Raw genomic sequence first — 24454 nt, 5'->3', positions numbered from 1 at the left:
CAAATTCCTCCCGTCATTGCTTCAACGGTTTTCGCTCGAATGCAAATGAAGACAAGAAATGATTAAAAAACAGATACGTAAGGTAACCTCATGATAGTCTTTGCTATTTTCACAAGCTGATCTCAAGGCTGCTCACTTAACTTGACCAGTAAATTCAAATATACGACTCACTGTTCGAGGAATTTTTCTATGCGGGCAAGTGCGGCTTTGATGTTTTCTGTGGAGTTCGCATAAGAAAGACGTATGTATCCCTCGCCGAGTATTCCGAAATCCGGCCCGCCTATGGTTGCGACGCCTGCCTCCTCGAGCAGGGCCGACGCGAGTTTTTTGGCTTTCCAGCCCGTGCCGGTAATGTTTGGAAAGGCGTAGAAAGCACCCAACGGTGTCCTGCAGGTAACGCCGGGCAGCCTGTTCAATCCCTCGACGATCACTTTACGTCTGCCGTCGAATTCCGCCACCATGTCACGGACCGCAGTTTGCGGCCCGGTCAGTGCTGCAAGGCCTGCGAATTGTGCCGGTGCATTCACGCATGACCAGGCATTGACTGCAAGTTTGCGCGCCTTGTCGGCAAGAGCATCCGGCCAAAGGGAGAAGCCCATGCGCCAACCGGTCATCGCATAGGTTTTGGACCACCCGTCCAGAAGGATCAGCCTGTCGCGGATCGATTCATACTTCAGCAGCGAAACATGCTCCATGCCGTCATAGGTCATCTGGGAATAGATTTCGTCAGACAGGATTGCGACGTTCGGGTGCTCCTCCAGACCTCTCACGAGTGCCTCGATTTCCGAACGCGGCGTCACACCACCGGTCGGATTCGCAGGAGAATTGAGGATCAACAACCGCGTCCTGTCGTTCAGGAGCGAGAGGGTTTCCTCGGCGGAAAAGGCGAAGTCGTTTTCCTCGCGTATCGGAACGGGAACGGGCCTGGCCCCGGTGAACTCGATCATGGAGCGATAGATCGGAAACCCCGGGTCGGGATAGAGGATTTCGGTTCCGGGCTCGCCAAACATCAAGATGGCCATGAACATGGTCACCTTGCCACCTGGAACGATCAGAATGTTGCCCGGGTTCATTTCGACGCCATGCCGTTGGGCAAGATCGGCTGAAACGGCTTCCCTGAGCGGCGCGATCCCGGTCGCAGGCGTGTATCCGTGATGGCCGTCGCGAAGCGCCTTGACTGCGGCTTCGACAATATGGTCCGGAGTGCGGAAATCAGGTTGGCCAATACCGAGGTTGATGATGTCGTGTCCCTGGCCGGCAAGTTCGGTGGCTCGAGCAAGAACGGCGAAGGCGTTTTCCTCGCCAATGCGGTCGAAGCCGCTTATCGTTTTCAACATCGGTTGCTCTCTTTCTTGTGTCGGCAAATTTGCGACACGTTACCGTGCGAATGCGCGGCCTGAAAAGACCGGATAGCATTGAAGCAGTTCGCTGTTGTCCTGATAGAATTTGGGACGTCACAGGAAAATTTTCCGTCACTCTCCCAAACCGTCCTGTTTATGATTATATACGCGGCAACGCAGCCTGCAGGCACGCAGGTGATCGACACATCAACAAAGCCAGGAAGTTTCGCAATGTCTGCGACCCAGGACGCCCAGGCACAGATTCCGGTTACGGTCCTGACCGGATATCTCGGCGCCGGCAAAACCACTTTGCTCAATCGTATCCTGACGGAAAACCACGGACAACGGTACGCCGTCATCGTCAACGAATTCGGCGAAGTGGGCATCGACAACGATCTCCTCGTCGAGTCGGACGAAGAAATCTTTGAAATGAACAACGGCTGCATCTGTTGCACGGTGCGCGGCGACCTTATCCGAACCGTCCAGAACCTGATGAAACGCAGAGGCGCTTTTGACGCCATTGTGGTCGAGACGACCGGCGTTGCCGACCCGGCCCCCGTGGCGCAGACCTTTTTCATGGATGACGATGTCAGAGCCGCCGCGCGTCTTGATGCGGTTGTTGCCGTTGTCGACGCGCGCCATGTTCTTCAGCGTCTTGAAGACACTGAAGAAGCTGAAGATCAGGTCGCCTTTGCCGACGTCATCCTGATCAACAAGACCGATCTGGTCACGCCCGACGAGTTGGCAGGGGTCGAAGCGAGGATCCGGTCGATAAATCCTTATGCAGTCATGCACCGGAGCGAGCGTTGCGGAGTGGAGATCGCGAAAGTCCTGGATCGTGGCGCGTTTGATCTGGACCGGATCCTTTCGCTTGATCCGCATTTTCTGGAGCATGGCCATCATGCACATGAATGCGGTCCGGATTGCGATCACGACCACGATCATGGGCATCATCATCATGATCACCATCATCACGATGACGCTCCGCACTCGGTCAAAAGCATCTCGCTGACGGCAGGAGACCTGAATCCGGACATGTTCTTCAAATGGATCAATCAGGTCACGCAGGTGCAGGGTCCGAACATTCTGCGACTGAAGGGCATTCTCGCGTTCAAGGACGATCCCCAGCGCTATGTGATTCAGGGCGTTCACATGATCGTCGAGGGCGACCATCAGCGCGACTGGAAAGGCGACGAACCGCGCGAGAGCCGGCTTGTGTTCATTGGGCGGGACCTCAACTGGGACGTTCTGAAGCAAAGTTTCCAGGCCTGCGCCGCCTAACAGGGACGACACAGTGCCGACGATAGCTCCCGTGGATGTGAATGGATTTGTCGTTCGCGCAGGTTTTTTGAAAACCTGCGCCTATTTCGCGACAGGCGAAGGCGAGATCACGCTCTCCGGCGAAGGTGTCCGGACACTGCGACCACACAAAGACGGTCTTCTGGCAGCCGAGCCGATGAAAGATGGCGCCGGTCTGATTACGTCCGGCGACGATGGTTGCATCTACCGTTGCGCCCCCGACGGGTCTTTCGAATTGGTCGCCGAGCGTCCTCGCAAGTGGATCGACCTGATTGCAGCCGGCCCCTCAGGAGCGGTTGCCTTTGCGAGCGGCCGAACGGCGTGGGTTCATCTGGACGATGGTCGCACAAATGAATTTCAGCACGAGCGTGCAGTTGGTGGGCTGACCTTCGCACCCAAGGGGCTTCGCCTCGCCGTCTCCCGCTACAACGGAGCCAGCTTGTGGTGGGCCGGAACAGATGGGGAGCCCTTCGAATTGAACTGGGCCGGTGCACATCTTGGCGTCAGTTTTTCTCCCGATGGCAAATATCTTGTGACAGCCATGCAGGAGAATGCTCTTCACGGCTGGCGACTTTCGGACAGCCAGGACATGCGCATGAGCGGTTATCCGGCGAAGGTCAAATCCTTCAGCTGGTCCGCCAAGGGCCGTTATCTTGCAACGTCAGGAGCGAACGCTGCCATTCTCTGGCCTTATTATGGCAAGACCGGTCCGATGGGGCAGTCACCGCTTCAGCTCGGAAGCCGCGCTGACATGCTTGTGACGGCCGTCGCCTGTCATCCGAAGGAAGAGGTCACTGCCGTTGGATATCAGGATGGGTCGATCGTGATGTGCCGCTTCGAAGACAAGGCCGAGGTCCAGCTTCGGCGTCCGGGAAAAGATCCTGTTTCTTCAATGGGCTGGGACAGCGAAGGCATACGCCTGGCCTTCGGTTCGGAGGTGGGAGAAGCCGGGATTATCAGCCTGCAGGAATGACGGCAGAACGCGCCGCGTCCGGGAGATGTTCATGGTTCGGATCCTGATGTTCATAGTCATGCTGACGAGCGGTACGGCAACGTCTCAACTACCGGAATTTTCTCAGCAATATCGTCAGCGCATGGGCGGAGCGATCGACGCGCTCGAAGAAATTCTCGCCGATTTCCGGCGGGATGCGGCGGCCTACGGTATGTCTGTCACGGAGGCGATTGCCCGACAGAAAGCCTCGGACGATCCTTTCATCCAGGCGCGTGGTGATAGCATGGCCGTTGCCGATACGCGCCTTGTTCGTTTGAAGCAGCAGCAGGAAGAGCTTGAGCAGGCGGGCTCGCTGGAGCGTCTGTTTGTGTTTGCGCGCGGTTTCGACCGGCAACTGGCGCAAGCCACCGCCGAAGACTACGAGCCGGCCATTCCGGTCACTATCGCGGGCTTTGCCAGTGCAGGGGCCGGTGCCTTGGCGGGGTTCATTCTTTTCGGTGGGTTGCTTGGTTTCCTGCGTCTACTCCTGCGGCCTTTGCGGGCTAAGACCTAATGCGGCGCGCCGGTATTTGCATTCCGCCGTCTTCTTTGACCGCCTCACATCAAATCATGTAATCAGGTTGAATGATGTGCAACGCGGAAGGGGAGCCGGATGGACGCAATCACGCGCATGCGCTGTTTTATTCAAGTGGTCGATTCCAACGGATTTTCTGCTGCTGCACGGGAAATGGGCCGGTCCAAAGCGCTGGTTTCAAAATATGTCGGTGAACTGGAGGACGAACTCGGGGTGCGTCTCCTCAACCGCACGACACGTCAAGTCTCCCTGACCGAAGTTGGCGAGGCGTATTACAAAGAGGCTGCAGAAATCCTGCAGCGGATCGATGATCTTCAGGCGTCGGTCCAGTCGTCTCATCAAGAAGTGCGAGGCCGCTTGCGTGTCTCCGCGCCGCGGTCGATGGGAGACGATATGCTGAACAAGGCAATGATGCATTTCCTGACGCGGTATCCGGATGTGAACCTGGACTTGCGCTTGGAAGATCGCTTCGTCGACCTTGTCGAGGAAGGCTTCGATCTTGCGGTCCGGGTCACACAGCTGGAAGACTCCAGCCTGATCGCGCGCAAGATTGCACCATTTCGTACGATCGTCTGCGCGTCGCCCGAAGTGGTCGAGCGCTACGGAGCGCCGAACGTGCCAGCAGATCTTTCGACGCGGCCGTGCATTATCGATACAAACTATCGCTACAAACAGAACTGGGCATTCCAGTCAGAAGGTGAGCGGCTTTCGGTGGCGGTCAAAGGACCGCTGGAAGTCAACAGCGCTGCGGCCGCGCGTGAGGCAGCTCTGGCACATCTGGGCTTCCTGCGAACACCGCTTTTTTTCGTTGCCGACGACGTAAAGACCGGTGATCTGGTGCCGCTATTGGAGACATTCGAAGAGCCGATGCGCGGTATTTATGCGGTTTATCCGCACCGCCGTCACCTGAGCGCGAAGGTTCGCGCGCTTGTGGATTTTCTTGTTGAATGGACCGCCAAGAACCCGGCCGGCTAGCAATTTGCACGATACCAGTCGCGGTAATCGAGCTTTAGGACGCTTCTCTCTTATATCGCGTCCGCCAATGCTTATATTTTCCGCAGATGCGGGAAAACGGCACTGAAATTTTTGTTGCAAATTTAATGTATACGCACCAGTGTGAAGTGATGAATGACGCACAGAAACAAATAGCTGCCGGGCTGGAGCAGGTGTTCTGGAGCCGCGGATTTGCAGAGCCTAGCGTTCCCGAACTCCGTGCAGGCGTCGGCGTCAGCATGCGCACGCTCTACCGCCATTTCCCGTCTCGTGAGGCGATGATCCTCGGTGCCCTGGAATACAGGCATCAAAGATATCAGAAATATGTGCGCGAAGGCGTTTCAGAACCGGGTTTGGCTGCCGCGGAGCAGCTCTTCGACAAGCTCGGCGGCTGGATGAGAGTGACGCAGGGCAAAGAGTGTTTCTTCCGCCAGGCGCTTGCTGCAAACCCGGACAGCACCGAGATCAAGGCGACAGTAAACCGCCACAAAGGTGAGCTGCTTGAGTTTTTCGGCGTCTTGAGCGGACAGGAACAGTTCGGCTCAACACTCTATCTGCTTCATGAGGGCGTCACCGCCTGCTACGCCGAAATGGGCGAGACGGCAGTGGACGATGCCAAGAAGCAGGTGCGGTTGATGTTCAAGGCGGCGAGCGAAAGCCGCTACTCCTGAAATCATAATCCATCCAAGGCTTAAAACGGCAACGCTGGTTTGAAGCGTTGCCGCTCTTTAGGAACGTGGTCGTTCAGCTGGATTGGCCCGATTTTGCGAGGCGTTCTTCGGCCATTTTGTCGGCAATCGCTTCCGGGGTGGTTCCTTCTCTGGAGGCCCTTTCAAAGATAAGCGTCAGCGTATCGCCGATTGCCAGCGTCTTTTCCCGGACGCGGGTGTCGCTGCCACCCGGTTGCGCCAAAGCGATGGAGATCACGCCACCGGCATTGATCGCGTAGTCGGGGGCGTAAAGAATTCCCCGTTGCTTGAGGGCGACGCCGTCTGCAGGCGTCTGCAGCTGGTTGTTTGCAGCGCCGGCAACGACACGGGCCTGGATTTGCGGGATCGTACGCGCGTTCAATCCGGCTCCGAGCGCACAGGGTACGAAAATATCTGCCGCGGCGAGATGCGCTTCCGAGGCGTCGACTGCAGTCGCGCCGAACTCATCGAGAGCGCGGACGACCGCCGGACTGTGTATGTCGGAAACGATGAGCTTTGCCCCGGCCTCATGCAATTGCCGGGCAACATCGAAACCCACATGACCCAGACCCTGTACGGATACGGTTTTGCCTTCCAGATCGCTGGTGCCGAAGACATGATGCGCTGACGCCTTGATGCCTTCAAAAACGCCAAGCGCGGTGTAGGGAGACGGGTCGCCAAGCCCAGTGGCACTTGTTCCGCGCACGTGATCCGTATGCCGGGCGACCGCTTCCATATCATCCGGTGAAACGCCGACATCTTCCGCAGTGATGTATGTGCCCGAAAGCCTTTCGACGTGTCGGCCAAAGGCCTCCATCATCTGGTTGGACTTGTCCTTGCGAGGACATGCCATGATGACCGCCTTGCCGCCGCCAAGATCAAGACCCGCCAAAGCGTTTTTGTAGGTCATTCCCCTGGAGAGACGTAAGGCATCTGTCAGCGCGTCTGCCGGATTTTCGTAGGGCCATACGCGGCAACCCCCAAGGGCCGGTCCCAAGGTTGTGTCATGGACGGCGATGATGGCGTTCAGGCCACTTTCCTTGTCTTTGGCGAAAACGACATTCTCATGTTCGCCCATCTCCGGGTGGTCGAAAACGGCACTGTGGTGAACAGATGTGTGCAAGGCATTCATGGTTGGCTCTGTCTGATTATTGTCAGTACAAATAATTTAGGCTCGTTTTCGAGAATAACGTCTCTTTTTTCCCAAACTTGATCCTAAATTGAGAACGTGTGTTTCAAATTCTTGGGAAAAGTGGTGAAAATGACCGCTGCGTCTTTTGCGGCGCGGGATGTTATTCAGCCATGATGCTGCCGTCTTCTCTGGTCACAGAGGGCGATGAGTGTCATTTAGCCTTGGAACAGCCCTAGAAGCAGGTGATTCCGTTGCGTTGTTTTTCCTCCATTCTGCCGGAGGCCGCATATTCTTTCGTAACGCGCGCGACAGGTGCATTAATCCTGCTTGTCGCAATGATTGCCGCTGCGCTGGCGCATCCACACGTGTTTGTGGAAGCGCGCTCGAAGCTGATATTCGACGATCAGGGACAGGCTGTCGCCGTCAAGCATGTCTTCCGCTTCGATGACGCCTTCACGGCGTTTGCGATCCAGGGATTCGATACAAACCAGGACGGCATCTATTCCCGGGAAGAGCTTGCCGAGCTCGCCAAGGTCAATGTCGAGAGCATGGCCGATTACGGCTATTTCACCTTTGGCGACAACACGCGTGTCGAACTCGATTTTACGGCTCCGACCGAATTCTGGCTGGAAGTAACCAACGTCCAGATTGAAGACTACTGGGTCATGAAGCCGGAAGACTTCGAGGCCATTGAGGAAGACATCAAGGTCAATGGTGGGTCGATGATTGAAAACGTCGATCTGTTGGAGCTGCATTTTGTGCTGCCGCTAAAAGACAGTACCGATGCAAGTGCGCCCATAACGCTCGATATCTATGATCCGACCTATTATGTCGATTTCAGGTTCGGCCGGGAAGACGACGCAGTCGGGACCGTCAATGCGCCGGGTACATGCCAGGTCACGCGCAAGGAACCGCCACCTCTGGACGCGGCGACGGCTTATGCGCTTGCGCAGATCGGGCCAGAGCAACGGGATTTGCCACCGGAGCTGCAGTCAGCCGCTGCGACCCAAGTCAACCAGATGATCATCAATTGCGCGAGCGCAGAAAGCTCCCTTGCCGTGCCGCCGGTCGTCGAGCAGGCTGACAATCAGGATGGATCCGGCGGGGCTCCTGTCGAGACGGCGAGTGCGGTGGAGTTGCCAGGCGATGCAGCGTCGGGTGGCACAGAGCGTGCACAGGAGGTCGCCGCGTCGACACAGGTTGCCGTCATCGAAGCGCCTGCGGCATCGACCGTCCAGGCGGGAATTCTGGATCAGGTGTTCGGTACGATCGCGTTGAAGCAGAAGGAATTTTACCAGAAGCTCGTCGCCAGCCTTCGTGCATTTCGCAGCAATCCGAATGCGGGTTGGCTTTTGATCGGATTGTCTTTCGCCTATGGGGTGTTTCACGCCGCCGGGCCGGGCCACGGAAAGGCGATCATCACGTCTTACGTCGTTGCCAATGATGAAACACTGAAGAAGGGCATCATACTGTCGTTCGCTTCGGCTTTTGCGCAAGCCCTGACCGCCATCGTTCTGGTTGGTGGGCTTGCTGTGGTCTTCAACCTGACCAGCATTGCCATTCAGGATACAGCCCGCTGGTTTGAGATCGGGTCCTATGTGCTGATAACCGGCCTCGGTGGGTGGCTGCTTTGGCAAAAAGCGGTGCGGCCGCTTGTTGTGAACATCGCAGATCGCTTGGCGGGCGATCGTCTCGCGTTAGCTGGCGCAGACGCGCGCAGTCATAATCACCACGGACATCACCACCACGGACACCATCATCATTTTGGACCGGATGGCATTTGTACGTCCTGCGGGCACGCACATGCACCAACCCCTGACATGATCCAGGGGGAGATCACCATGGCGCGCGCAGCATCGATCATTTTTGCGGTTGGCCTGCGCCCGTGCACCGGCGCGCTGGTGGTGTTGGTCTTTGCGTTGTCACAGGGGATGATTGCGGCAGGGATCGCTTCCACACTGGCAATGGCAGTTGGCACCGGCATCACTGTTTCCCTTCTTGCCGGACTTGCGGTTGGCGCAAAGGATCTTGCCGTGAGGCTGTTTGGCGACGGTAGTCCCATGTCCGTGCGCATTCACCGCTCTATCGAGATCCTTGGTGCGGCGATCGTGTTCCTGCTCGGTGTCACCTTGCTGATTGCCACACTCGGCTGGGGATAGCGCTGCGGGTGCCGGATGGTCCCGGGCATGCTCAGGGATCTGCCGAATTTTACCTTGCTGCTCCGGCAGAAGGCTTGCGCAACTGCCTATTCATTTAACGACCGAGCCGTTTTTCCCGGTAGGCGCGCACAGCGTCGCCAAATGCGCTGAAGAGCTTTTGTGACGGGCCATCCGTCGAGACCCAATATTCCGGATGCCACTGGGTCGCCAAAACATATCCGCAGCTGTCCTGAACGGACATGGCCTCGATCGTTCCATCTTCAGCCTGGGCCTCCATCACAAGGCCCGCACCGAGGTCGCCGACCGCCTGACGATGCAGCGAGTTGACCTCAAAAGGGTCAGAGCCGAGTACCTGTTCCAGGCATCCGCCATCAGTGACATCGACCGGATGCGCAATGCGAAACCGCTCGTCCTGTTGATCGGAGACCGGCGCCCTGTGATCCTCACGTCCGCTGATTGTCTGGATTTCAGTAAGCAGCGTGCCGCCAAGAGCGACGTTCAGCTCCTGCATGCCCCGGCAGATCGCAAAAACGGGAATGCCGCGTTCGATGGCACGTTTGAGCAGGGGTAACGTCGTTGCATCGCGATCCGGATCGTAAGGCCCGTTTTCTTCCGTCGGCTCCTGGCCATAAATTGCGGGATTGACGTTCGACCGTGATCCCGTTGCCAAAACACCGTCGACCTGATCGAGCGCCGCATCCACATCCAGCTCCGGGCCAAGGGAGGGTAGGATCAAGGGAACTGAATCGGATCCCTGCAAGACAGCATGAAGATACGTCGCGTTCACGGCGTGCCAGTTAAAGCCGTCGATGGGTTTTACGTCAGCGGTAACCAGGACAAGCGGTTTCGTCATTGGGGTCCTTGAGGCGATGCAAAGAGATGAGAGACAAGTTCAGCAGCCTGTGTAACGGAAATCGCCCTAGTCGAGCAATCCCAGTTCCTGCGCGATCTTGTAGAGTTGCGCGGCGTTTTTGGTGCCGACTTTTTCTCGAAGATTGAGGCGATGCGATTCCACTGTGCGCACGCTGATCCCAAGGGTCTTTGCAACATCCTTGTTCGGCTGCCCCTTTGCTATCTCGCGCAGGACCTGGCGTTCGCGTTCCGTCAGGCCGTAGGGGTCTTCAACCGGCGCTGAAGCGCTTGCGCCGACAAGCGTCGGTCCAATGGCTGCGGAAAAGAAATAGCCGCCAGAGGCCACGCTCGAAATCGCGTTGATCATCTCCTGCGCCGAGATATCTTTCAAAATGTACCCTCTGGCGCCCGCCTGCACCACACCGCGTACATATTCCGGAGTGTCATAAACGGACAGGATCAGAACCGCGACGTCAGGCTGGGTCTTGCGAATTTCCATTGCCGCTTCCAGACCGTTCATGACCGGCATGGAAACGTCCATCAAAAGCACATCCGGGTTCAGGGTCCTTGTCATGAGAACCGCTTCACGTCCGTTCGTCGCTTCACCGACCACTTCCAGTTCAGGCACTTTTTGGAGCCGCGCCCTGATGCCGTCTCGCACTAGTTCATGGTCGTCGGCGAGCAGAACGCGGATCGGGCGTTCGGTTGATGGAGATGGTGGTACGTTCTGGGTCATCTCGGTGCTACGCTGCTTTTGCGGCCGTGTTGTCTAGCGGCATCTGGACTTTAATTCTCGTACCTCCGGATGACCGTCGGCTCAAAATCAATTTGCCGCCATATGTTTCAATTCGCTCGCGCATGTTTCTGAACCCGAGTCCTCCTGTTTTGGGAAGGGGACGCGGCAAGCCAATGCCATTGTCCTCAACGCAAAGTGTGAGGCTTTGTGCTCCGACTTTCAGATCTATGTTGACCTTGTTCGCCTGTGAGTGCCGGGCGACATTTGTCATGCACTCCTGAACAACCCGGTAAAGTGCAGTCTTGGCTCCGTCGGACAGGCGGCTGTGACACTGTTCGGCGTCAACGCTCACTTTGATCCCGGATTGGTTCTGAATTTCCTTCCCGAGACTGCCAAGCGCGGCTGCCAGCCCCATGTCGTCCAGAACGCTCGGCCTGAGGTCCCGCGATATGCGTCTTACCTCGGCGATCGTTCCGTCCAGGGTTTTCAGGCATTTGGCCGCCTGCATCTGCAGATCCGGTTCGCGCGTCGCTTCGCTGTGGATCATCTCCACCCCGTATCTGACGGAAACCAGCAGCTGTGAAATACTGTCGTGGAGTTCAGTAGAGACCCGTTTTCGTTCCTGTTCCTGAACCTGAAAGATCCGGTTGGTCAGTTCCTTGAGCTTGCTGTCGGCAAACCGCTGCTCTGAAAAACGCACGCCCGCTATCAGGCTGCCGGCAATCACGATCCCTGCAAGCGTGATCACGAATGTCACTAGAAGTGTCTGGCGGATGTTCTGGGCAAATTCCGCCCGGATCGTGGCCACTTCCTTTTGGATATCGTCGGTGTAAAGACCGGTACCCAGCATCCAACCCCATTTGTTGAGAAGAATGGCATAGCCAAGTTTTTCCTCCACCGATCCGGTGGAGGGCTTGTGCCAAACATATTGATGAAAGCCACCGCCGGACCTGGCCTGGGTGATCAGGTTTCGAATGACATAGTCGCCATTATTGTCCTGCAGGTCCCACCAGTTTTCACCGACCAGGTGGGGCAGTTTGGGGTGAACGACGTTGGTGCCGTCGAGTGTGTAGACGAAGAAGTAGCCGTCATGATCGAAGGTGAGGTTGGTAAGGATCTCCTTCACTTCTTCCTGAGCGGCTTCACGGCCGCCCGGTTCCGTCTGGTAGATCTGCTCGATGGATGTCAGGGCGAGGCTCACGTAATTGCGGATTTCCTGCCGCTTCGCTGCAAGGATTCTTTGTTCGACGGATTGCGTCTCGGCGTCGATCAGCTTTCGCGACTGGTAATACGTCGTGCCGCCAATCAGAACTGATACCGCGATGAGAGGCAGGATCGTGATGAGTAGCAATTTTGTCTTAAAGGTCACGAAAGTTGCTTTCCTGTTGCGCAGGCGTCCGTTAAGCGATTATCTATTGCGAAATTCTCGGTAGTACTACTGAGAATATGCGCAGAACCACGAATAGCTTTCCGTCTGCCACGTCAACTAGACATACAGCGAGATCGGTGCAAGGTTGCAGACCGATCCGGAAATATTTGGTCCAATTAGGGAGGAAACTAATGGATCGTCGTTCGTTTATCAAAAAAGCTGGTCTTGGCGTCGGTGGTGTTGCCGCAGGTTCGGCACTTGCCGCACCGGCGGTCGCGCAGAGCACAACAGACCTGGTGATCGTGTCCACCTGGCCACGTGACTTCCCGGGTCTCGGGATTTCGGCTCAGCGTCTGGCAGCCCGCATCGGCGAATTGACCGATGGCCGCATCAATGTGCAGTACTTCGCGGCCGGCGAACGTGTCGGTGCGTTTGACTCCTTTGATGAAGTCGCCTCCGGTAACGCTCAGGCTTACATTGCTGCCGACTATTACTGGAAGGGCAAGCATCCGGCTTGGGCCTACTTCACAGCTGTTCCGTTCGGCCTGACGTATGCTGAAATCGACGCCTGGATCAAGTATGGCGGCGGTCAGGAACTCTGGGACGAAGTTGCAGACGAATTCGGCCTTAAGAACTTCGCATGCGGCAACACCGGCGTGCAGATGGGCGGCTGGTTCAACAAGGAAATCGAGACCGCTGACGACCTCAAAGGTCTGAAGATGCGTATTCCGGGCCTCGGCGGTGACGTCATGGCGAAACTCGGCGCATCTCCGGTATCCCTGCCGGGCGGCCAGATTTACGAAAACCTCGTTTCCGGCGCAGTCGATGCAACAGAATGGGTTGGCCCGTACAACGACTACTTCATGAAGTTCTACGAAGCGGCCAAGTACTACTACTATCCGGGCATGCACGAGCCGGGTTCCCAGCTCGCATTCGGCATGAACAAATCCTGGTGGAGCCAGTTGTCGGCGACAGATCAGGCCATCATCCAAGCGGCATGTAACGAAGAAAACGCGCGCCAGATGGCTGAAACCAATGCCAATAACGGTGTCTATCTTGACCGCCTCATCAACGAGCACGGCGTTGAACTGAAACAGTTCAATGACGAAGTCTACGATGCATTCGGCGAGGCAGCCGAGGAAGTGTTCGAAGAAACCATTTCGCACTCCGACCTTGCTGCACGGACACACGAAAGCTTCGCGAAGGCCCGCTCCGAAATCGGCCGCTGGATGCTTCTCGCCGACACCGGCTATACCCAGCAGCGCAACCGCGTGCTCGGTATCGAAGTCTAAGCCCTTCCGGCAAAGTTAAGGTGGGGGCGGGAGAAGTCCCGCCCCCGTTTTCTTGTGTGACAAAAAAATAGGGCACAATCGCCATGGCGGCTGCAGGCGGGGTAGGGAACGACGTGTCGGCGGGTGGAAACATTCCAGAAGGGACGACCGCGAGCGCGGTATCATTCAGGACCTTCGGCTGGCTGGTCCTTCTGATCATGGCAGCATTTCTGCTCAACAATTACCTGACATACTGGCAGGATCTTCCAGGGATTGCTCCCGTATTCGGCGGGCAGGCAAACGGGTCGATGCCAATTGTCTGGTCCTGGGTTCAACTCGCGCTTTATGCCGGGGCGATCGTGTGGGCGGTGCTGCTGGTCCAACGGACCAAGGACCGGTCGCTACGCGAAGACAGCAAACGGATAAGCGACATTAACGCCTATCTGATCCGGGCGATGTTTTTTGCCGTTCTCATCGTCGGCCTCGTAGATGCTGTAATTTCTTTCTTGCGCGTAGAAGGCCTTCTGGCAGCCGTGGTCGGCGCCGATATGGCCGCTAGTCTTGGCCGATCCCAGTTTCGCGGTGGCTACGTGCATATGCCGTTGATCGGACTGTCTTTCGTTATTGCAGCCTTCACACGGACTCTCGGATTTATCTGGCTGGCGCTTCTCGTGGTTGTCGCTGAACTGCTGATCGTTGTCGGCCGCTTCATCCTGTCCTACGAACAGGCGTTCATGGCCGACCTTGTCCGGTTCTGGTACGCGGCCCTCTTCCTGTTCGCCAGCGCCTACACTCTGCTTGAAGAAGGGCATGTCCGTGTGGACGTTTTCTACGCGGGGATGGCGTCCAAGACCAAAGGTTACGTGAACGCCATCGGGTCGATCGTCCTGGGCATGTCCTTGTGTGCGGTCATCATCCTGATCGGTATGGCCGGAAAGCAGAACGTGATCAACGCACCGATCCTGTCCTACGAAACCACGCAGGCCGGGTTCGGGCTCTACGTCAAGTATCTCATGGCAGGATTCCTGGGCGTGTTCGCGGTCACCATGATGATCCAGTTCGTGTCCTACTTCCTGGACGCGATCGCGGACATTCGAGGTGAACCGGGCGGCCGGGACCACGAAAACCATCCAGTCAATTAACGCCCGGCGAGACCTTCTGACATGGAACTCTTCTTTCTTGCTCTTCTCGTTGTTCTCATGGCGTTTGCACTGGGTTCCGGTTTCCCAGTCGCGTTCGCCCTGCCAGGCGCAGCGATCCTGACCATCGGTCTTGCCGCCGGTACAGGCTACCTGTTTTCAACCGGGACGGACGCCTTCTTTGATTCTGGCGGTCCAGCACAGTGGCTCAGCGCCGGGGTGACCAATTTCAGGGGAATTTACTGGGAGGCCGAACGAGACACGCTGATTGCGATCCCGCTGTTTGTCTTCATGGGGATCATGCTGCAGCGGTCGAAGATTGCCGAAGACCTACTTGTGACAATGGCGCGCCTGTTCGGACCTGTTCCAGGTGGCCTCGGCATCTCTGTCGTCTTCGTGGGCGCCCTTCTGGCTGCGACAACGGGCATTGTCGGTGCGACTGTTGTGGCGATGGGCCTGATTTCGCTACCCGCCATGCTTCGGAACAACTATTCGGTTCCGCTTGCGACCGGAACGATCGCCGCCTCCGGAACGCTCGGTCAGATCATTCCGCCATCGATCGTTCTCATCATTCTTGCCGACCAATTGGCCAGTGCGGTTGACCAGGCCGGTTCACTTCGTCAGACGCTTTACAAGGACAGTACCGGCGAGCTTTCCATGCCGTCGGACTTCTCGGTCGTGTCGACGAGCGCCGGCGAAATGTTCCTCGGTGCATTCCTGCCTGGCCTGGTTCTGGTTGGCCTCTACATGCTTTTCATTCTCGGCTTCGCGCTCATGAAGCCGAAGGCCGCCCCCGCCGTGCATGAGGAAGGCACCTTTACGCGTGAGTTCGCAGGCAAGGTCGTCATCACACTCGTGCCGCCGCTGGCCCTGATTTTCCTGGTTCTCGGATCGATCATCGGCGGCATCGCAACGGTCAACCAGGCCGGTGCAATTGGCGCTGTCGGTGCCATGGTCATGGCCGGATATCGCCTCAAGGAGGGCGAAAAGGGCGCCTATTCGCCTGCTATTCTTGCCATCCTTGCCCTTCTCGGTCTGGCGGTCGTCATTGGCTTCTTCGGTGAAGTCAACATCAAGCGCATCGAGTCGTCCCAGGATGTTCTGAGCCTGATCCTGGCCCTGATTGCGGTCTCACTGATTCTGCTGGCGATCTTCTGGTCCGGCTGGCGCACACTGAAACTGGAAGACACGCTGCGCGGCGTGATGGTCGAGACGGCCAAAACCACGTCCCTTGTTTTCATCATCCTGCTCGGTGCAGCGATGCTGACATCAGCCTTCCGTGCATTCGGCGGGGAACATCTCGTCAAGGAATTCCTGCAGGGCTTGCCCGGTGGGTTCTGGGCACAGTTCCTGATCGTCATGCTGGTGATCTTTATCCTCGGCTTCTTCCTCGACTTCATCGAGATCGCCGTGGTTGTCGTCCCGATCGTGGCACCGATCCTCCTTTCTGATCCCGGCGCCAACGTGACTGCCGTCTGGCTCGGCGTGATGATCGGCCTCAACATTCAGACATCGTTCCTGACCCCCCCGTTCGGCTTCGCGCTCTTCTACCTTCGAGGCGTTGCGCCCGCGGTGGTGAAGACCATCGATATGTACAAGGGTGTGATCGCGTTCATTGCGTTGCAGCTTGTGGCGCTCGGGATCGTCGGGTTCTACCCGCAGCTGGTGAACTACCTTCCGAACCGCTCGTCGCTTTTGTCCGAGACAGCTCCGCCGCCGAAGAACCCGCGCTTGCAATATTGCATGGAAACGCTGGTGTACGAGGACTTCAGTCAAAATGGTGACGGCGTACTGGCCGCCATCGAAAAGGCGGAAGGCGTTGACATGAGCTACCTCCCGGAGGACCTGCAGGACGATCTGGCCGAAGGTTTCGAGAAGGCAAAAGAAGCGCTGCCTTTGATGCTGGCGATCCGCGAAGCGGAAAACGCCGTTGCCGCGGCCTCCGGCGACTTCAAGCCCATCCACACCAATGTCAGGGCTCTGGAGCGTGATGCACGCCGGATCGACGAGCGCATCAAAGAACTTCAGGTGATCGTCAACCGGTCCGGTGAAGGCGCGGTCTACACCGTCGCGCAAGGTGAACGTGCGCAGACACAGATCGACACGCTGCAACTGGAGCACGATGCGATCCTGGCCGAAATCCCGGAAAACTGGGAAGAGGTCTACGGAGAGTTTTCAAAGATCCAGAAAGCCGAAACAACCGCACGGCAGACCTACCGCCGGACAGTCGATCAGGCCTACGAGCCGATCCTTGAGCTGAAGGCCATTCTCGCAGATGCGGAAACCGTTGCCGCCTTTGGGCCTGAACTGGAAGAGCTGAAGGCACAGGTTCCGCAGCTTGAGCCGGAAGCGGCCGTCGAGGCCATTGCAGCGATGCGCTCGAAAGTGGGCGAGGCCGAGGGCACCAGCGATATCCGCAAGGGCCTGACCGAAGCCCGCAAGATCATGCGCAGCCGCCAACCGAATGCGGAAGAGGCCCTGGCAGAAATCGACAAATCCATTGCAGCGCTTCAAGCCGATCTGGCATGGCGCCAGAAGGCGGCAGATGAGCTGCTGCCGGTGCTGCAGGAATACGATGCGGCCATCGTCAACAATATCGGCCTGAGGCAGCAGGACAGGCTGCCGAACGATATGGCGCTGGATGTCGCTGCCTGCCTGTCGGGCCACAGGGACGTTTCCCTGAGCTTCTAATTCGCCAAGCACATTCAGGATTGGAGGCGGGAAGTGACAACTTCCCGCCTCTTTTGATTTCGCAATCCTCACCGAATAAGCTGCCGAGCGTGAGTATTCAGTTGGCCGGATGACGGGAGGTAGAGATGCGCCGAAGCGGTAGCTGTCTTTGCGGGCAAGTGACTTTCTCAGCGGACGCGATACCGCGCCTGCAGGCGTGCCATTGTTCCATGTGCCGGAAGTGGGTCGGTGGGCCGTTCATGGCCGTTCCCTGCAAGGACGCCGAGTTCGAAGGACCTGTTCAACGGTATGCGTCGTCCGACGGTTTCGAGCGCGGGTTTTGTTCTGTTTGTGGGTCGAACCTGTTCTTTCACCCGATTGGCAGCGGCATTCACGGTATTCCGATCGGTCTGTTCGACGATCAGACGGAGCTTCCGTTCAAGGCGGAATTCTTTATCGACCAGAAGCCGGAGAACTATTCTTTCTCAGATGTGACGCGGAAAATGACCGGCGAAGAGTTCGCGCACAAATTCCGAAACGGCTGAACCGATCAGCCGGGCTGCGCCAAATCCCGGCTCCCGTCACGTCGACCACGTCACGCCCGTCGCGAACATGTAGCCCGACCCGTAGATGGTTCGGATATGTGCCGCTTCATTCTTGCGGTTGAGCTTTTTGCGCAACCGGGAAATGCGCACATCTATGGACCTGTCGAGGCTCTCGTCCCTGCCGCCGTGTTCCAGCAGATAATCCCGGGTCAGAACGCGTTTGGGAGCGCGCAGCAGAGCCTCAAGTAAAGTGGCTTCGCCGGTGGACAGGAATGTCTCCTCCCCTTCGGGCGAAATCAGGCAATGTGAAGAGGGACGATAGCACCAGCCTTCGAAACTGGCCTGGTCCGTCGCAGCCGGGCCGGCTGTTCGATCGGAGGACCGGCGCAGGATGGAGCGTATCCTGGCAACGACCTCGCGCGGGTCGAATGGCTTGACCACATAGTCGTCAGCACCCAGCTCCAGCCCCATCACCCTGTCCGTTGAATGGCCGCGGGCAGAAAGCACGATGATCGGCACCGAGGATTTTCTGCGGATTTCGTTGATCAGTGCCATCCCTTCCATGTCAGGAAGCCCGAGATCGACAATGCACGCGTCAGGTATTGTGTTTTCCAGCGCGGTCAGCATCGATTGGGCGGTCGAAAAAATTTCGCCGGTCATGTCGAACTGGGACATTGCCTCTTGCAACAACTGGCCAATTTCCGGCTCGTCGTCGACAATGAAGACAGACAGTTTCGCAGGCGGTGTGGTGCGTGTCTGCAAGTCAATCACTTACGTGTTCCAAACTGTTCGCCCGAGACAGGATTTTCCGGATGGTGTCTGCCAGTTGATCATCTGCGAATGGCTTCGCCAAGACCGGAAATTCACACTCCCTGTCATGCCCCGCCAGATCCGACCAGTCCGCAAAGCCGGACATGAGCGCAATCCCGAGATCCTCTCTTTCGCGGCGGATTTCCCTTGCGAGGGCAAGCCCGTTGGTTTGTCCTGGCATGATAATGTCACTGAGAACACCTTTCAGCTCGGGCAGGTCCAGGGCGAGATGTCTTGCATCGTCCACGCTGGCCGCACGCAAGACAGCGTATCCCAGGTTCTTGAGCTGATCGGTCACTGCAGTGGCAACATCCGGGTCGTCCTCGACAAGCAGCAGCAGTTCACCAGAGCCCGGTTGCGGCTCGGCATCGCGTCCAGCTCCTGCCTCGCGTGAACCGGATACGGCAACCCGATGAAAGGGCAAGAAGAATGTCAAACAGGTTCCCTTGCCCGGTTCGCTGTCGACCGTGATGGCGCCCCCCGATTGCCGGACGAATCCATACACCATGGAGAGCCCGAGACCGCTGCCTGTTCCAAAGTTTTTCGTCGTGAAGAACGGCTCAAAAATCTTGAGCCGGGTTTCCTCATCCATGCCGGTTCCGGTATCGGTTACAGCGACCCGGGCATAGCGGCCTGCCGGAATGCCGAGATCATCGGCTTCCCGTTTGGCGATGTGACAGTCTTCCAGGGACATCTGCAGGATCCCGCCCTCCGGCATGGCATCTCGTGCATTGAACGCCAGATTGATAAGCGCTGTTTCCATCTGCGTCGGATCAATACGCGCCCCGATGCTGCAGTCCTCGACAGTCGTTTCCAGTGTGATCGCCGACGGCAGGGACCCCTCAAGGAGGCTGCCGGCACTGATCAGAACCTTGCCGAGGGAAACCGTCTGGGGGTCAATCGCCTTGCCCCGGCTGAAGGCAAGCAGCCGCTGGATCAGATCAGATCCGCGCTTCGTTGCTTCAAGCATGGGAGTGAGTTTTTTGTCGAGGTCACTCTTGTCCAGCGGTGTTTCCATCCGGCCAATGCTCAAGAGGTTGCCCATAAGGATCGCCAGAAGATTGTTGAAATCATGCGCGAGACCACCGGTCAGTTTGCCTACCGCATCCATGCGCTGGGACTGGACCAGCGTTGCCTCGGCTTGTTTTTGCTCCGTTGCATCAAGCGAAAGAACAAAGATACCGAGCGTGCGTCCGTCGGAGGTCATGTCGGGGATCAGCGTCGAGCGCATATAGGCCCTGGTGCCATCCGGTCGTTGCCGCTGATATTCGTAACTGACGGCGTTGCCTTCGAAGGCGTGGTTGATGTGCGGCTCAAGCTCGGCGAACAGGTCTTCGCCGACCACGTCTGCGGCGGGCCGGCCCGCAATGGAGGCAACGGAATGACCGAACCAGTCGGCATAGCGCCTGTTGGCGAAGCGGAAGACCGGACCGGGGGATACATAGGCGATGAGCGCCGGGATGTTGTCGGTGACAAGGCGCAGCCAGTCTTCACTCTGTTGAAGAGCGCGCGTGCGTTCTTCCACGGTGCGTTCCAGCTTTTCCTGGCGGCGGCGCTCTTCGGTGACGTCGGAGTAGATCGTGACGAAGCCGCCTTGCGGAAGCGGCGTTCCGGAAACGGCAATGATTTGGCCGTTCGGCCGGACCCTTTCAAAGAAATGCGGCTCGAACAATTTCGCCCGTTCGATCCGGCGGGCAATCTTGCCCTCGATGTCTCCGGGGCCATATTCGCCGCGTTCCGCATTCACCCGGATGAACGCTTCCAGATGAGAGCCCCGTTTGATGATATCCGGAGGCATATCAAGCATGTCCGAAAGACCGCGATTCCACGCGACAAGGCGTAGGTCGCTGTCAAAGACAGTGAAGCCCTGGTTGATGTGGTCGAGCGCGGCCTGCATCAGATCGAGCTGAATTTTCAGATGTTCGGTTTCCTCCATGGAAAGCGAGATTAGATCAAAACGCCAAGAGACTGAACCGGAACAACGTAGTCCGAATGGGGAGGGGTAATTGGCAGTGCCAGAGAACCTGTTCCTGCAGGGGCATTATGACCTGCATTCACCCCTTCGCCGCATTCAGATTGCGTCCGGCCTCCTGTCGTTCAACGCACGGAGTTGCGTGCGTCGAACACGATTTTCAGCGCTACCAGTTGTAGACTTCGATGCTTCCGGCGACGGTCTGTTCGCCTGAGAGCGCCTGGGTTGCTTCGATCCCGATGTTCCAGCCGTCACCTTGCGCGAGATTGACGCGTGCGCCAGCGGACAGGCGATATCTGTTTCGTGAACTGGGACCGCGAAAATGAACGTGTGACAACAGCATTCCCAAGGGTCTGCTGTGCTTTGTCACCCAGCCGACGAACTTGTCCTGCCAAAGCAACTCATCGAGTATGTGCTGGATCGCGTCCGGATTATAGTATTTCTGACCGTCGGGCCCGATAGCGACAAACCCGAACGTATCGATATGGACGCTGCATTCCTCAGGCGCGACAGCAATGTGCAGGCTTGGAACGCCCGTTTCGCGGTATCCTTGGCCTTTGGTCGCCATCGACGCGATCCTGTCACAGAAATGCTCCTGATTGTCGGGCGCGAACTTCGGCATCTTCAAAAGTGCTTCAAACTTTTCGGGATCACGTGCGAGAAACTCCATTCCCTGGCCGTTGCTCACCCCAACTTTGTATACCTCGGCAATATGGTCCGGTAGCTTGATGCTGTGTTGTTTGTAAAACCGGTTGCAGATCTGTTTATAAACTTCGCTTCCGAGGTAGCTGCTTACTCCGAGCGGTTCTCTTTTCTTCGGTGGCATGTAATTTCTCCTGTTTCCAAAAAGACTTGATGAAAATTTCGGCTTCCAATGTCGATCGATAGGCTTGGTTGCGGCTCGATCGAAGGGAAGTGTTCATACGGCGCGTCAAGCAAGCGTCATGCGCCATGAGCCTGTTTCCAGCAAAGCTGCCGGACAGGTTGTGCGGGTCGGCCCTGCAGGTCATTGCCACTGTTCGCCGCAATAATGAGGTCCTGCCGTCGGGAGCTCGACGTTGCAGTTCGCCTCATCTGCACCCGTGATGGGAAAAAGGTAAGGGGACTTGTTGCCCTGTAAATCCTTTGCCGCGAAAAGTGTCCAGTTGCCGAACCCTTTCGAGATCACAGTATCTCCACCCTGATTGCCGCCGAGAAGTGTGAAGCCCTTGTATTTGCTGGCATCAATGTCTCCTTTCGGGTCCGACGGCAGGTCGCCCACGTCATCAAGAAAAGCAACATGGTCCCATCCCTTGGTATTGTGCTCCATGACAATGACGCAGCCTCGCGTGGGTTCGCTCAGGGCTCTGAATCTCCAGCGTTTGGTTTGCTTGAATGAAAAGGCTCCCGCACTGCCTGTGTGGCTGTAACCGGCCGTGTGAAGGCAGTAGTTCACAAATGCCGCGCACCAGTGACGGTTGTCGATCTTGCGTTTGTGCTGCTCCGCCAGTTCCCAGGCGTTGCCGCCCATATAGGGACAAGCTTCGAAATAACCTTCGTCGACACGGGAGTCGCCTTCGGCGATGTTGGTCCCGTCATGATTTCGCCAATGCGTCTCTTGCTCATCCAGGGCGATGGCCATCCAGGGGGCGTCAAGATTGATCGCTTCAACGGAGATGCCCTTTATCGCCGACTTTTGAGGTGCTTTTCTGGGCAGCCAATCCGGCATCGCAACGGTCTGCAAGACAAGCATGGCGTCCGCCCGCATACGCCGCCAGGTGTTGGGGCCCAGCATGCCGTCTGGTTTGAGACTTTTAGCTGTCTGAAACTGTGCAACATATTGACTGAAGTCTTCGGCCGAAAGGTATCCGACGGTAATGCCGAGAACGCGGCATACACCGGACCAATGATGCGACCAACCGATCCTGCGCGCGTGCTTTGCATTGTAGCGCCCCGCCGCGCGGACCTTTGCAGGATCGAGAATACTCGGCGCGGACGTCTTCATCACATCATAGACTTGCTGTATAGCTATATTTGAAAATGTCATATCTATCTTTCCACTGTAACGATTGGATTTTTACTCACGTTTATTCGTAGTTTTTCAGGAACGATGAGGCGTTTCGGGCAGCTGTTGCGATCTCGCCGTCGCGGTTGCCTGCAAGTTCGCCGACGCGTTGGACCAGCGCGAAAAAAAGCGGTTTGTGTCCGGAACCTGCCTCCAATTGGTTTGCCGCTAAGCTGTAAATCCGCACGCCCTGGAGCGCGAAATACAAGTTGTCGGGTTCTCGTTGGTGGGACAGGGATTTGAGAAGCGCGGCGCAGAGTGAGGCCTTTGTCAGTCGTTGCGCGATCAGCGGAGCCACCGCCTGATACCAGTAGCCCGGGTTGAAGGTGGCGATGATCCTTTCCAGCTGAGCGCCGGAGATCGCCATTGCTCCGGACGCGGCCAAAAGTGTCAGGCAAGCCGTGGTGGTCTCGCTGTCCCGTTCCGACAATCGTCTGCCTGCAGCCTGCTCAATGCAGACGTTCATCAGATAGGCGCAAACCACCGTGCTCAGCTCATCCATGGTGTAGAGCGAGCCGAGTTCATTAAGGGCGCACCCGGCAGCTTCTGTATCCAGAAAACGCTGCTCATACGCGCCCGTTGCACCGTTCACCGACCATGGCCAGCACTTCACCAATGTGTTTTGAAAGATGGCCGTTTGCTTTTGCATCATTGCTTTCGGGCCTTCTCCATCATCCGGTTGTAGTCATTGACCTCCGCGCCCTTCACATTCACGCCCTGGGACCCCAGTTCCTCCGTCACCAGATCAACCCGGCCGACCGGCTGGCTGTCGCCGTAGTGGCCGGTACCTTCATCGATTTCGGCAAGTTTGCCGTTCCTGACCTTTATGTTCCCACCCGCAGCGATTGGTTGACCGGAATTGAAGCTTGAGTGATGGACCATTTCACTGCGGGGGTTTTCGTGAACGAACACGTTGCCGTGCTCGTCCATGACATAGATGCCCTTGTCGGTGTTCACGGGCCGCCCGCTCTCGGCATAGATCAGATTGCCGTCCCTGTCGGCGACAACCCTGTGGGCGGCCAACTCGGCCTCATTGAAATATTTGACGCCGTGCTGCCTGTCGTATTTCAGGTATCTCTCCGTCATCTTGATTTGCTTGGTGGCGTATTTGCCGCCGGTCTTGGGTGCCGTTGAGGGCACAATCTGAAGCCTTGGCGCGCCTTTGAAGGCCCAGGCTCCGACCACCATTCCGCCGATCACTCCGGCAGCGAACCCCATGATTTTCTGCCCGTCAGAGCCTTCACCAAAGATCTTGCCACCCAGCCATCCGCCGACCTGGCCGGACACGTAACTTCCCAGAAACCCGGCCCCGAGAACTCTTCCGACCCCGACCCAGGTCAGTTTGGCGCTCATTCTTAAAAGACCGGCGCCCCCAACTACCCCAAGCGCCAACAAACCCCATTCAAGCCATGCTGGTACTTCGGACTGGATGGGGAGGGTTGTTGCCGCCCGATCTCCGATGATCACGCTCTTGCATCCGGATGAGATGACGGCACCGCAAATCAGCTTGTCCTGCTCCCGCGCCGCGTTGAATTTGTTGACGAAAACGGAAATCGAGCCTTGTGCAATCAGGGCGTTGGGATGTGCGAATGGCGAAAAGGGCAGTCCGCTGCACATCGAGAAGTCAACCGTGGCACGTGCTGCGGGTCTCTTCCCCACAATAACATTCGGTGAGCAGGCACCTGTGATTGTTCCGGTCGTAATGGAAAAGAACGAACCGATGAATTGACCCAGCCCGCCACCGAGTGATGCTCCGCTCGCGGCGGCTGCCGCTATCGCGAGCGCAGCGGCACCTCCGGTGGCGACAATGGCGGCACCTGCCAAGGCGCCCAAAATTGCACCACCGATCAGAGCGGCGAGGGCTGGTGTATGGGCCACCTTGTCAAGAATTCGGGCTGCGGGAGGCAT

The 24454-nt window shown here is 57.3% G+C and carries 21 protein-coding genes; 10 read left to right on the top strand and 11 right to left on the bottom strand.

Annotated features, from left to right (window positions below):
• Positions 1-167: 167 nt before the first annotated feature.
• Complete coding sequence (locus tag ABVF61_RS11205; protein ID WP_353993590.1) at positions 168-1337, bottom strand: pyridoxal phosphate-dependent aminotransferase; 1170 nt, start codon at positions 1335-1337, stop codon at positions 168-170.
• Between the two features lie 234 nt (positions 1338-1571).
• Here ABVF61_RS11205 and ABVF61_RS11200 point away from each other — a divergent pair, with 234 nt between their 5' ends.
• From ABVF61_RS11200 to ABVF61_RS11180, 5 genes are all read left to right on the top strand, one after another.
• Positions 1572-2621 carry a CobW family GTP-binding protein gene (locus ABVF61_RS11200; protein ID WP_353993589.1) on the top strand — a complete coding sequence of 350 codons (1050 nt, stop codon included), beginning with the start codon at positions 1572-1574 and terminating at the stop codon, positions 2619-2621.
• A gap of 13 nt (positions 2622-2634) precedes the next feature.
• Positions 2635-3612 carry a WD40 repeat domain-containing protein gene (locus ABVF61_RS11195; protein ID WP_353993588.1) on the top strand — a complete coding sequence of 326 codons (978 nt, stop codon included), beginning with the start codon at positions 2635-2637 and terminating at the stop codon, positions 3610-3612.
• Positions 3613-3643: 31 nt separating this feature from the next.
• Complete coding sequence (locus tag ABVF61_RS11190) at positions 3644-4144, top strand: DUF2937 family protein (protein WP_353993587.1); 501 nt, start codon at positions 3644-3646, stop codon at positions 4142-4144.
• Positions 4145-4243: 99 nt separating this feature from the next.
• Complete coding sequence (locus ABVF61_RS11185; protein WP_353993586.1) at positions 4244-5140, top strand: LysR family transcriptional regulator; 897 nt, start codon at positions 4244-4246, stop codon at positions 5138-5140.
• Positions 5141-5289: 149 nt separating this feature from the next.
• Entirely contained in the window at positions 5290-5829 is a 540-nt protein-coding gene (locus ABVF61_RS11180; protein ID WP_353993585.1) for a TetR/AcrR family transcriptional regulator, read from the top strand.
• Positions 5830-5902: 73 nt separating this feature from the next.
• Here the strand turns inward: ABVF61_RS11180 and ABVF61_RS11175 are convergent, their stop codons facing one another.
• Positions 5903-6979, bottom strand: coding sequence for a Glu/Leu/Phe/Val dehydrogenase dimerization domain-containing protein (locus tag ABVF61_RS11175; protein ID WP_353993584.1), 1077 nt, complete (start codon positions 6977-6979; stop codon positions 5903-5905).
• Between the two features lie 251 nt (positions 6980-7230).
• Here ABVF61_RS11175 and ABVF61_RS11170 point away from each other — a divergent pair, with 251 nt between their 5' ends.
• Positions 7231-9138: a HoxN/HupN/NixA family nickel/cobalt transporter gene (locus ABVF61_RS11170; RefSeq protein WP_353993583.1), complete on the top strand. Its 1908-nt coding sequence runs from the start codon at positions 7231-7233 to the stop codon at positions 9136-9138.
• A 94-nt stretch (positions 9139-9232) separates the two neighbouring features.
• On the opposite strand, the gene ABVF61_RS11165 is transcribed toward ABVF61_RS11170, so the two are convergent.
• The 3 genes from ABVF61_RS11165 to ABVF61_RS11155 form a co-directional block, all read right to left on the bottom strand.
• Positions 9233-9991, bottom strand: a complete 759-nt coding sequence (locus ABVF61_RS11165; protein WP_353993582.1) for a gamma-glutamyl-gamma-aminobutyrate hydrolase family protein — start codon at positions 9989-9991, stop codon at positions 9233-9235.
• Between the two features lie 66 nt (positions 9992-10057).
• On the bottom strand, positions 10058-10726 hold the full coding sequence (locus ABVF61_RS11160) for a response regulator (RefSeq protein ID WP_353993581.1): 669 nt from the start codon (positions 10724-10726) through the stop codon (positions 10058-10060).
• 7 nt (positions 10727-10733) lie between these two features.
• A complete protein-coding gene (locus tag ABVF61_RS11155; protein WP_353993580.1) occupies positions 10734-12095 on the bottom strand; it encodes a cache domain-containing protein in 1362 nt (453 codons plus the stop codon).
• Positions 12096-12286: 191 nt separating this feature from the next.
• Here ABVF61_RS11155 and ABVF61_RS11150 point away from each other — a divergent pair, with 191 nt between their 5' ends.
• From ABVF61_RS11150 to ABVF61_RS11135, 4 genes are all read left to right on the top strand, one after another.
• The gene (locus ABVF61_RS11150; RefSeq protein ID WP_353993579.1) at positions 12287-13387 is read left to right on the top strand and encodes a TRAP transporter substrate-binding protein; all 1101 of its coding nucleotides are present in this window, start codon (positions 12287-12289) and stop codon (positions 13385-13387) included.
• A gap of 83 nt (positions 13388-13470) precedes the next feature.
• The gene (locus ABVF61_RS11145) at positions 13471-14508 is read left to right on the top strand and encodes a TRAP transporter small permease subunit (protein ID WP_353993578.1); all 1038 of its coding nucleotides are present in this window, start codon (positions 13471-13473) and stop codon (positions 14506-14508) included.
• 21 nt (positions 14509-14529) lie between these two features.
• Positions 14530-17196, top strand: coding sequence for a TRAP transporter large permease (locus ABVF61_RS11140; protein WP_353993577.1), 2667 nt, complete (start codon positions 14530-14532; stop codon positions 17194-17196).
• A gap of 125 nt (positions 17197-17321) precedes the next feature.
• Complete coding sequence (locus tag ABVF61_RS11135; RefSeq protein ID WP_353993576.1) at positions 17322-17720, top strand: GFA family protein; 399 nt, start codon at positions 17322-17324, stop codon at positions 17718-17720.
• Between the two features lie 36 nt (positions 17721-17756).
• Here ABVF61_RS11135 and ABVF61_RS11130 read toward each other — a convergent pair whose 3' ends face one another.
• The 6 genes from ABVF61_RS11130 to ABVF61_RS11105 form a co-directional block, all read right to left on the bottom strand.
• Positions 17757-18491, bottom strand: a complete 735-nt coding sequence (locus ABVF61_RS11130; protein ID WP_353993575.1) for a response regulator transcription factor — start codon at positions 18489-18491, stop codon at positions 17757-17759.
• A complete protein-coding gene (locus ABVF61_RS11125) occupies positions 18484-20466 on the bottom strand; it encodes a PAS-domain containing protein (RefSeq protein WP_353993574.1) in 1983 nt (660 codons plus the stop codon). The genes ABVF61_RS11130 and ABVF61_RS11125 overlap by 8 nt, the downstream gene beginning before the upstream one ends.
• 202 nt (positions 20467-20668) lie before the next feature.
• Positions 20669-21328 carry a hypothetical protein gene (locus ABVF61_RS11120; RefSeq protein WP_353993573.1) on the bottom strand — a complete coding sequence of 220 codons (660 nt, stop codon included), beginning with the start codon at positions 21326-21328 and terminating at the stop codon, positions 20669-20671.
• Positions 21329-21508: 180 nt separating this feature from the next.
• Positions 21509-22528, bottom strand: a complete 1020-nt coding sequence (locus ABVF61_RS11115) for an NlpC/P60 family protein (protein ID WP_353993572.1) — start codon at positions 22526-22528, stop codon at positions 21509-21511.
• 40 nt (positions 22529-22568) lie between these two features.
• Positions 22569-23198, bottom strand: coding sequence for a hypothetical protein (locus ABVF61_RS11110; protein ID WP_353993571.1), 630 nt, complete (start codon positions 23196-23198; stop codon positions 22569-22571).
• A complete protein-coding gene (locus ABVF61_RS11105) occupies positions 23195-24454 on the bottom strand; it encodes a PAAR domain-containing protein (RefSeq protein ID WP_353993570.1) in 1260 nt (419 codons plus the stop codon). The genes ABVF61_RS11110 and ABVF61_RS11105 overlap by 4 nt, the downstream gene beginning before the upstream one ends.

This window comes from Roseibium sp. HPY-6 (assembly GCF_040530035.1).
Taxonomy (GTDB): Bacteria; Pseudomonadota; Alphaproteobacteria; order Rhizobiales; family Stappiaceae; genus Roseibium.
This window is presented reverse-complemented; position numbering and strand designations above follow the sequence as displayed.